At 68.6% G+C, this 1,021-nt stretch carries 2 protein-coding genes; both read left to right on the top strand.

The genetic code is table 11. The features are described from left to right. The first annotated feature begins 8 nt into the window (after nt 1-8). The gene (locus E4634_RS22120; RefSeq protein ID WP_353511670.1) at nt 9-158 is read left to right on the top strand and encodes an alpha-hydroxy-acid oxidizing protein; all 150 of its coding nucleotides are present in this window, start codon (nt 9-11) and stop codon (nt 156-158) included. Continuing rightward, on the top strand, nt 155-1,021 hold an 867-nt coding region (locus E4634_RS21195), incomplete at its 3' end, for a TIGR03857 family LLM class F420-dependent oxidoreductase (protein ID WP_135446676.1). The genes E4634_RS22120 and E4634_RS21195, both read left to right, overlap by 4 nt.

The following is a 1,021-nucleotide window of genomic DNA, read 5'->3' on the forward strand; positions in this document are numbered from 1 at the left end:
TCTACGGACTGGCCGCCGGTGGCGAGGCCGGCGTCGCCGCGGTGCTGGACATTCTGCGCGCGGAAATCCAGCGCACCCTGATCCTGATGGGCTGTGGCGACGTGACGCAGCTCTCGCCCGAGTGGCTCATCGATACGCAGAAGGACGTTCAAGCATGACCGACACCGCCACGGAACAACTCGGCGAGCTGGGGTTTTACCTGCTCGCAGGGCACTCGGACAGCCCCGGGGACATCGTGCGCGAGGCGCGCGAGGCCGACGCCCTGGGGCTCGGTTCGGGGTTCATCTCCGAGCGTTTCAACAACAAGGACGCGACCACCCTGTGCGGCGCCGCCGCCGCGGTCAGCGAGCGCCTGGGCATCGCCACCGCCGCGACCAACCACAACACCCGTCATCCGGTGATCACCGCCACCTTCGGTATGACCATGCATCGCATGAGCGAGGGGCGGTTCAGCCTCGGCCTGGGTCGCGGCTTCGACGGCCTGTTCCGCGCCATGGGCCTGCCGCCCATCACCAGTGCGCAACTGCAGGAGGCCGCAGACGTTTACCGCCGACTGTGGCGCGGCGAGAAGATCAGCAACTACGAGGGCGCACTCGGCAAGTTCCCCCTGCTGCAGTTGCTCGGCGAATTCGATGAGCGCATCCCGGTGTCGCTGGTGGCCATGGGCGAGAAAACCCAGGAGCTCGCCGGGCGCTGCATGGACGCCGTGTACCTGCACACCTTCTACGACGACCCCGCGGTGGAAAAAGCGGTCGCCGCGGTGCGCCGCGGTGCCGAGCAGGCCGGGCGCGATCCGGCCAGCGTGCGCATCTGGTCGATCCTGGCGACGGTCGGCGACCACATTCCCGAGGAGCAGCGCCTGAAAAAAACCGTGGGCCGGCTGGCGTCCTACCTGCGCGGCTACGGCGACGTGCTGGTGCGCGCCAACGACTGGGACCCGGCGGCGCTCAGGCGTTTTCGCGAGGACGAGTTCATCCGCGATTTCCAGGGTGCCATCGACGCCGTGGCCACGCCGGCGGAG

Source organism: Mangrovimicrobium sediminis, from assembly GCF_004745945.1.
GTDB classification, from domain to species: Bacteria; Pseudomonadota; Gammaproteobacteria; order Pseudomonadales; family Halieaceae; genus Mangrovimicrobium; species Mangrovimicrobium sediminis.